This is a genomic window from Spiroplasma endosymbiont of Megaselia nigra, assembly GCF_003987485.1.
GTDB lineage: Bacteria > Bacillota_I > Bacilli_A > Mycoplasmatales > Mycoplasmataceae > Spiroplasma.
Genome location: NZ_RCOO01000050.1, coordinates 1 through 8,104 on the forward strand (window position 1 = coordinate 1; position 8,104 = coordinate 8,104).

The window sequence follows — 8,104 nt, forward strand, 5'->3', positions numbered from 1 at the left end:
ATTTTAAAAAAGGAATTTTAAATACACCAAAAGGTCCAAAAGAACCATTTGGAAAAAAAGATTTAAACTATTATAAAGTTAGGTATGAATTATTAAAAATGTAGAAACCACACACATTTTGTACTTTTGTGGTATTTACAGTTTTAGAAATAAATTTTATTAATATTTTAAAATAAGGGGTTGAAATTATGCAAACAAAGCAATATTTTATTTTGCGGTCGTTAGTGAAAAAGTATGGTAAAGATATTGTTATTAATACTGTCAATAAGATTGCAAAAGATATTGAAATTAAAAAGTAAAAGAATAAATTATTCCGCGTAATTTATTAGCGGATAATTTATTCAATAATGTTTTTAATGGAGCAAAGCGACAACGAGCGGAGCGAGTTTGCAAATTTCAATTTTTTAATTTATTGAAAGGAGTTATATCATGCCAGTATGATTAACATGAATATTTAGTATTTTGATTTTGTTAGGGATTTTTGCGTGAATTGGTTTATCAATTTATCAAAAAATTCGTCAAATTCAAGGTAAGAAAAAAGAAAAAAAAGAACTTGAAAAAAAGGAGGATAGAAAATAATGAATTTTTTAGCAGATGCAGTTACTTTTGGGACTGGAATGGATTCTATTTGAACTGGTTTAGGTAATGCAATGGGTAAAGTAAAAGATGCTGTATATGGTATTTTACCGCAATTAATGACCTTTTTAGGTGATGCGTGAATTATTTTAATTCCATTTGGATTATTTATTATTATTAAGATATTAAACTTTTTCCGTCATATGGTTAAAGGATTTTAAGAGTATATTACTCTATATTCAAAGTATTTTAACAAAAACTAAGGCACACTAGTTTATTTATTTTTTATTAATTTATTTTATATAACTATTACTTTAAAACTTAATAGTATTTTTCAGTGTGCCAATTTTTATTATTTTATATTTTTAACATTGTTAATAACATTGTTTATTAAACATTAAATAAGCAATATATTAGCATTATGTATAACATTGTTTTTATCAGTAAATAAGCAGTATATAAACATTAAATATAACATTGTTTAATTAAACAAATATTTATATTAGTTAGGAGTTGATAAAATTGAGTAATTTTGTTAAGAAAAATCAAAATATAGCAAATTATTTTATTTCTAAGGAACTTATCCCTTTTGAAACAGATAAAGCAAGTTTTATAAATTTACCTAATCACAATCGTCATATTGGTTTTTGGTTGAGTAATAAGTTTATTTATCCTAGTCAAAAACATTCAGAACAAGTAGCAATCGGTTTAATTTATGATAATTCTTATCGTATTGTAAAATATGATGAAAATTTAAAACAACATGATTGAAAATTTTTAACTGGAACAGAAATAATTGATTTGTATAATCAATATAAACAAAACTATTTTACGCGTATGCATAAAGCATTATTTTTAAATGAACCTAAAAAAGTAAAAACAAATAACAATAATAATTTAATAAATTGAAATGATAAAAAAGTAGAACAATTAATTCGCGATTTAGAAGAATTAGATAATGAGTTTATATAATTATTGAGTTCAATTTGTTAGTTATATTATTGGTTCAAATGCCCCTGAATTTTTATATGTTATATCGTTTGTGTTATTTATAATTTTATTTTTTGGAATGTTTTTTAAACTTATTCAGAAAATGTGGAGTTTTTAAAAATGCAAAATGATTGAGAAAAATTAAAAGAGTTTTTTATTCATGTCTTTTTGTTTATAGATAAAACGAATGTTGAAACTATTACAACTTGAAATTTAACTCAAAATGAATATTTAACTCTTATGATTGGCATTTGAATTGTAATTTTGTTTTTAACTTGGTTCTTATTGTGAATGATTTTTAAAATAGTTGGGTATTTTAAGTAATGAAAAAGTTTGCATTTTTTCTAATAAACTTTTGTTATATTAGTGGTTCAATGGTTTTGTTTAGTTTAATTGATTTATTACTTTGGATAATTTCTTTAAATTTTACTGGTTTAGTATTTTGACTATTATTTGCTTTACAATGTGTATATTTTGTTTGGTGAGTTTGAAAAAATGTTTTTTATCAGTTAAATGTCTTTCGTTTAGTTTACTTTATTTGAGATAATCCGTTATCAGTAATTATTGGTAAATTAGGAACTGGTAAAACATTACTTTTAACTTTTTTATCACAAGTTATGAAACTTTTAACAAAGAAAATTTATAGTAATTATCCAATCGAAGATGATGCAATAAAACTTTTAACTTTTAATAATTTAGATTTTACTGATAGAACCAAATTAGTACCACCTGATGATAGTTTAATTCTGTTTGATGAGAGTTTTTTATATATTGATGGAACTAGTCCCCACGAAGTTAAAAAAGTTCACGGTGGTAAAAGTGTGTGGATTGTTTTAGCAAGACATTTTAAAAATAGAGCAATTTTTACCGTACAGCGTGAGGGTATGATGTGAAATAATATTCGTCATTTAGCGAGTGGTATTATTATTCCTATTTCATTGAAAAAACCCGTTAAGTCAAAATTAGGTAATATTTTTAATCGTAGTTTTGTTATGCGAATTGGTATTTTTCAAGATATTACAGATTATGAAATTTGAAAAACAAAATCAGTAGAACGAACAGCAGAAGGTAAAAAAGCAAAACATAAGTCCGATGTTGGTTTAGGAATTCGGTTTTTTAAGATAATTATTCCGCTTGAATTTGCCAATAAATATGATAGTCATTGATTAAGTTTTGTTCGTGATTTAAAAAATGATGAAGTTATTAATAAAAAAGAATACTTTTGAAAAGATATATCAAAATTAAATAATAAACAACGCTTAGAATTATTTGATATTGATATTTTGAAAGAAAATTTAAAAGCAAAAAAAGGGAAAGGAAAGATAAAAAATGAGTAATTTATTAAGTGAAAGCGTTAATAACGATAATTGAAATAAGATTTTTAGTTTTATTTTTGATACTTTTTTATTTGTTTTTGATGTTATTTGAAATACTAAATTACCAATGACAAATATAACGATTGCTTATTTTTTAATCTTTTTTATGGTTATTAAATTATCAATTTATGCTATTCACGGAACATCAACTAATTATAACGATTTAGGTTCAACGGTTAAAAGTGGTGTTATTAATAGTTCTAAATTATACGGTGCTACTGTTCGGGGTGTTTCTAGTACTAAAAAAGGTTTACAAAAGCACATCAAAGAACGAAAACAATTTAAAGTTAGTCGTAATAAACAACAATTATCAAGTTTAGTAAGACAAGCAAAAACAAGAGAACAAGGCTTTAAAAGAATTCATAGCACTAAAAGAATAAAAAAATAAGTAAGGAGTTGATTTTATATGATTAAGTTAGTTTTATTGGTAGCGGCAATCGCTATATTTGGTACTGGTTTTATTACAATTATTATTAATCAGTTAACATCAGCAAAAAATATTATTATGGATTTATATAATTCTGATACTTGGTTATTATCTATTTTTGGTAAAATGGCAATTTTATTTAGTCATCCGTTAATGTTAACAATATCAAGTTTATATATTATTGGTTTTATTATTTCAAAAACATTATATAGTTAGGAGTTAAATTTATGAAAAGTAATGTAGAAAATAAAAAGGAAAAGAAACAAAATGGTTTATTTATTTCTTGGGTTGATTTAATTTTATATTTTATTATTAGTTGTTTATTAGCGTTTGTATGTATTTTAGATACAGTTTCAACAATTGGAGAATTAAAAGAAAAATATAGTGGTATAAATGGTTATATATTTTATGGTTTATGATTTATTATATTATGAGATATTTTAATAATTCATTATTTTTATGGTTATTTATTTAATAAAATTATCAAATTAATAAAAGAACATCGTAAAAATAAGTTGGTAGAGAATAATGCGTAAGTTTTTAGTGTTATTTTCTTTTGTACCAATATTATTAATTTCTTTTTTCTCATTAGGGGCAATGACATTACAGCAAAACCATCAATCACAACAAACAGAAGAAAAAGCAAGAACAAAGCGAAGTGTAGAAACTGGTATAAATGAAACTGATTTTATTAATACGATGTTTTTACGCAGCACTTTTTTTGAAAATTGAAGTGATACAAATTATTTTATTAATCCTACTTTAAAAACATCAAAATCATTAACTTATAACGATAAATGATACTTGGATTTTTTAAAAGATAGTTATTCCACTGGTGTTTCTTATGATAAACCTAGTGATAAATTTATGGATTTATATAAAAATTGAGATACTTATGTTAAACAATATAACATTAATAAATTTTATGATGTTGATAAAAAACAATTTTTAAGAGAATTAACCAATTTTGTTTATTCTTTTACAAATAAATATAATTTAACAGAAATGTTAAATAAATTAAAAACAAATATAAATGATTTACAATCAGTTAATTTAATTGAAGATAATTGAAAATTAATTAATAGAGATAATTTTGTAAAAGAAAATAATGAAAAAAATAATAAATGATATATTTTAATTGCTAAACAAATGCAAAGTGATAATTTTTCTATTATAAAATTTAATTTTTCAAGTGAGTTAATTTGAAAAGTTGGAGAACATGGAGGACATAGAATTAATAATCGTTGATATGTTTATATTAATTCACTATATCGTTGAGACGGAGTTGGTGAACCACAAATACCAACAATTAATCAAAATACTGGTGAAATTATAGAATGAAATTTTGAAAATCAAAATAAAGTTAAAGATTTTTTAAATCAATATTTAGATGTTATTATTCAAGAAAATATTAGAGTACAGCAAGGTGGTAATCCCGATTATGAGAGTTCTATTGTCGGAACACAAAGAATAATTTTTGATTTTGAAATTGTTGATGAAAGTTTAGTACGAAATAGTTTTAAATCAATTTACAGAATGATTTTAACGATTGATGAACGAAAAAATATTATTGCTGGTGGTTTGGAATTATTTCATAATTGAAAATATGCAGATGAACCAGTTAAAAATCAAAAAGATAAATTAGGTTTTTTGTTTACTTTTATGAAAGAAAAAGATTATATATTTAATTTTGAAGGAAATACTAATTCATATTTAGAAAATGAAAATATTAAATATTATGAAAAAATGAAAGGTCAAATTGATATTAATAAATTTTTAAAAGCCTTTTTTGCTTATGCTTTGGTGCCAGTATTTCAAAATCGGAGTAATTTTATAGAAAGTGGTTATATTGATAATTTACAGTATGATACTGTTTTAATTAATTTTTTTGGTTTAAAATTAGTTAATTTTAGAGATGTTTTAATTGATAATAATAATATTAATAAAAATCAATTTGAAAAATTATTAAATAGTATGTTTGTTGTATCTAAAAATTTTTATAAAGATTATTTACGAACAATGTTTGATTTAAATAATAATACCTATACACAAGGATATAACAAAAAATATGGTTTATTAGCAAATAATGGTTTTAAAATTTATCCACGATATTTTTATTTTTCTGATAAATATAAATTATTAGATTTTAAGATGTATTCAGCCTATAAAAATCGGTTTTATAACACAAATTACGGAGATGTATTTAATTATGATTTTTCAGTCTCAAATGATTATAATATTAATCAAAATGAAAGATATGTTTTTGAAGGTTCTTTAAAAGATAAATATGGTTTAAAATATAAGAAAATGGAAGAACAAAAAATCGGCTATAATGTCTTTGAATTACAAGCTCAAAAAGAAAATGATATGTATTGTTATTATGATTTTAATTTTGGAATTTATAATTGACAAGAAATTAATAACGGCGGATTATTCCCTGATAGTCAATGATGACAAGCCCAATATGAAAGTTGTAGTTGATATAATTTAGCGTGTCATATCATAAATGCAGCAATTTGAATAGTTAATAATATCCCTGGTATAAAACAAGTAAACGAGTTAGCAAGTGGTGTTGGTAAGATTTTTCAAACAATATATAGTTTTTTTAGTCAAACATTTGAGGTATGAAAATTTAGTCCCGCATTGTATAGTACAATAACTAATTTATTTTTATTAATTATTTTTATGAAGTTTGTAAGATTAATATAAAAAGAAACTTAATAATAGTTTCTTTTAACCTTTTCATTCTGTAATTTCACCAGTATTTTGATTAATTGTTGGTATTTGTGGTTCACCAACTTCGTCTCAACGATATAGTGAATTAATATAAACATATCAACGATTATTAATTCTATGTCCTCCATGTTCTCCAACTTTTCAAATTAACTCACTTGAAAAATTAAATTTTATAATAGAAAAATTATCACTTTGCATTTGTTTAGCAATTAAAATATATCATTTATTATTTTTTTCATTATTTTCTTTTACAAAATTATCTCTATTAATTAATTTTCAATTACTATTTTCTGGTGGTTGCTGTGGTTCTGGTGTAGGTTCAGGTTTATTTCCCCCGTTTTCGCTATTATTATTTGGTTTAGGTTTATCACAAGCAACTAAACTTGTTGTACTTGTTGCTGTTAATCCGATTGTTCCTAGTATACTTAGTAATTTTTTCATATTTGTTCCACCTTTTTTACCAATTCTATTGACATTATATATATATATATATATATATACAAGTATTTTTAAATATATTTTAGAAAGGATATTTATTATGATTATGATTGTTTAAAAAAGTTTGAAGTTTTATAAAAATTATTTTAAATGATATAAATATATTATTATGTTTTTTAAATGAGGTGAATTAATGAAATATATTGTTGATGATTTTAATTTAAGCGATTTACAAGCAAAATTACAAGATTTTTTAAGTAAAAATTATCAAAATAAATACTATAAAAGAATAAAAAAGAAAATATTTGCATATATTAATTTATGTAAGGAGTTTTTTCTTAAAACTAAGTCTTTATTAAAAGACTTGATTAAAAAATATTTTAAAAATAAGTTTTCAACTTTTTATTACTGAGCAAATAAAATTTTACTTGCATATGCAAATAATAATTTTGAAGATTTATTATTAAAATCAACAATTCCTAATAATATTAATTATCAATATAGTAATGATGTTCGCGAAAATATCTGTGATTTATATTTTGAATATTGTAATAAACACGCTGGTGGTGTTTTATCTTTGTTTTATAATTTAAAAAAAGGAATTCATGGCGAAGAATTAAAAAATAAAGCACCTAAAAATTTAAAAACATTTTTTCGCTGACTTAAAAAAGATAAAAGATGATTAAAAATAAAAAATAAAATTAAAGAAATTAAAAGACAACATCCAAGATATGAAGTTAAAGAATTAGGATTAATACAAATGGATGCTAAATATTTTATGCCAAGTAAATTTCCAGTTGATAAAAAGTATTATGTCTATGATTTTATTGATGAAATGTCACGGTCAGGATTAGGATATATTTATGATAAATTAAGCACTAAAAACGCTATTGATGCTGTTAAAAGAGCAATCAGTGATTTTAAAAAAATATTTGGTATTAAAATAACACGAATTAGGACTGATAACGGTTCTGAATTTATTAATAGTCATCGGAATAATCAAAAAAGTACTATTAAAGAAACTACCTTTACTCAATTTTTAACAGATAAAAATATTTTACATCAAACAACACCTGTTCGTTCTCCGCAGTCAAATGGTAAAATTGAAAGATTTCATCAAAATTATAGTAAATTATTTGTATTTGAAGAAAAAATATTGGATGCAGTTGGTTTACAAAATAAAATAAATGATTACTATTATTTTTATAATTTTGAAAGAGTGCATAAATCTTTGAATTTTCAGACACCATTTCAATTTTTAACTAATTTAACTAAATAATTTTAAATTTATAAAGTTTTATTTAAAATATTTTTCAGTGTGTCAATTTTATAATTTTTATTTATATATGTATCATTTTTAATGATGTTTTTATATTTTAAATTATATATTTTATTATTTTTTCTTGTTTTGTTGCAATCTCCAAAATGTATGTGGTATACTACAATGAATTATTAAAAAAGCTCCATGACTTTTACAATTAAATAAACAAAAAATAGTATCTTTTATAAAAGAAAATCGTGCTAAATATTCATTAAAATTATTGCTTGATGTAACAGGTTT

At 22.3% G+C, this 8,104-nt stretch carries 11 protein-coding genes; 10 read left to right on the forward strand and 1 reads right to left on the reverse strand.

What is annotated here, in order from left to right:
- Positions 1 to 429 precede the first annotated feature (429 nt).
- From D9R21_RS03235 to D9R21_RS03280, 9 genes are all read left to right on the forward strand, one after another.
- Entirely contained in the window at positions 430 to 579 is a 150-nt protein-coding gene (locus tag D9R21_RS03235) for a hypothetical protein (RefSeq protein WP_004028165.1), read from the forward strand.
- Positions 579 to 797 carry a hypothetical protein gene (locus tag D9R21_RS03240; RefSeq protein ID WP_004028164.1) on the forward strand — a complete coding sequence of 73 codons (219 nt, stop codon included), beginning with the start codon at positions 579 to 581 and terminating at the stop codon, positions 795 to 797. The genes D9R21_RS03235 and D9R21_RS03240 overlap by 1 nt, the downstream gene beginning before the upstream one ends.
- Before the next feature lie 301 nt (positions 798 to 1,098).
- Positions 1,099 to 1,548, forward strand: a complete 450-nt coding sequence (locus tag D9R21_RS03245; protein ID WP_126821080.1) for a DUF3627 domain-containing protein — start codon at positions 1,099 to 1,101, stop codon at positions 1,546 to 1,548.
- A 138-nt stretch (positions 1,549 to 1,686) separates the two neighbouring features.
- Positions 1,687 to 1,890, forward strand: coding sequence for a DUF2649 family protein (locus tag D9R21_RS03255; protein ID WP_004028161.1), 204 nt, complete (start codon positions 1,687 to 1,689; stop codon positions 1,888 to 1,890).
- Positions 1,890 to 2,903 carry a hypothetical protein gene (locus tag D9R21_RS03260; protein ID WP_126821081.1) on the forward strand — a complete coding sequence of 338 codons (1,014 nt, stop codon included), beginning with the start codon at positions 1,890 to 1,892 and terminating at the stop codon, positions 2,901 to 2,903. Before D9R21_RS03255 ends, D9R21_RS03260 begins: the two co-directional genes overlap by 1 nt.
- The gene (locus D9R21_RS03265) at positions 2,896 to 3,330 is read left to right on the forward strand and encodes a hypothetical protein (RefSeq protein WP_126821082.1); all 435 of its coding nucleotides are present in this window, start codon (positions 2,896 to 2,898) and stop codon (positions 3,328 to 3,330) included. Before D9R21_RS03260 ends, D9R21_RS03265 begins: the two co-directional genes overlap by 8 nt.
- Before the next feature lie 18 nt (positions 3,331 to 3,348).
- Entirely contained in the window at positions 3,349 to 3,585 is a 237-nt protein-coding gene (locus tag D9R21_RS03270) for a hypothetical protein (protein ID WP_126821083.1), read from the forward strand.
- A gap of 11 nt (positions 3,586 to 3,596) precedes the next feature.
- Positions 3,597 to 3,905 (forward strand): hypothetical protein, encoded by a 309-nt coding sequence (locus tag D9R21_RS03275; RefSeq protein ID WP_126821084.1) that lies wholly within the window; start codon positions 3,597 to 3,599, stop codon positions 3,903 to 3,905.
- Positions 3,898 to 6,078, forward strand: coding sequence for a spiroplasma phage ORF1-like family protein (locus D9R21_RS03280; RefSeq protein ID WP_126821085.1), 2,181 nt, complete (start codon positions 3,898 to 3,900; stop codon positions 6,076 to 6,078). The genes D9R21_RS03275 and D9R21_RS03280 overlap by 8 nt, the downstream gene beginning before the upstream one ends.
- Positions 6,079 to 6,102: 24 nt before the next feature.
- Here D9R21_RS03280 and D9R21_RS03285 read toward each other — a convergent pair whose 3' ends face one another.
- The gene (locus tag D9R21_RS03285; RefSeq protein ID WP_126821086.1) at positions 6,103 to 6,546 is read right to left on the reverse strand and encodes a lipoprotein; all 444 of its coding nucleotides are present in this window, start codon (positions 6,544 to 6,546) and stop codon (positions 6,103 to 6,105) included.
- Between the two features lie 190 nt (positions 6,547 to 6,736).
- On the opposite strand from D9R21_RS03285, the gene D9R21_RS03290 reads away from it, so the two are divergent.
- A complete protein-coding gene (locus D9R21_RS03290; protein ID WP_126821087.1) occupies positions 6,737 to 7,822 on the forward strand; it encodes a DDE-type integrase/transposase/recombinase in 1,086 nt (361 codons plus the stop codon).
- The last annotated feature ends 282 nt before the right edge of the window (positions 7,823 to 8,104 follow it).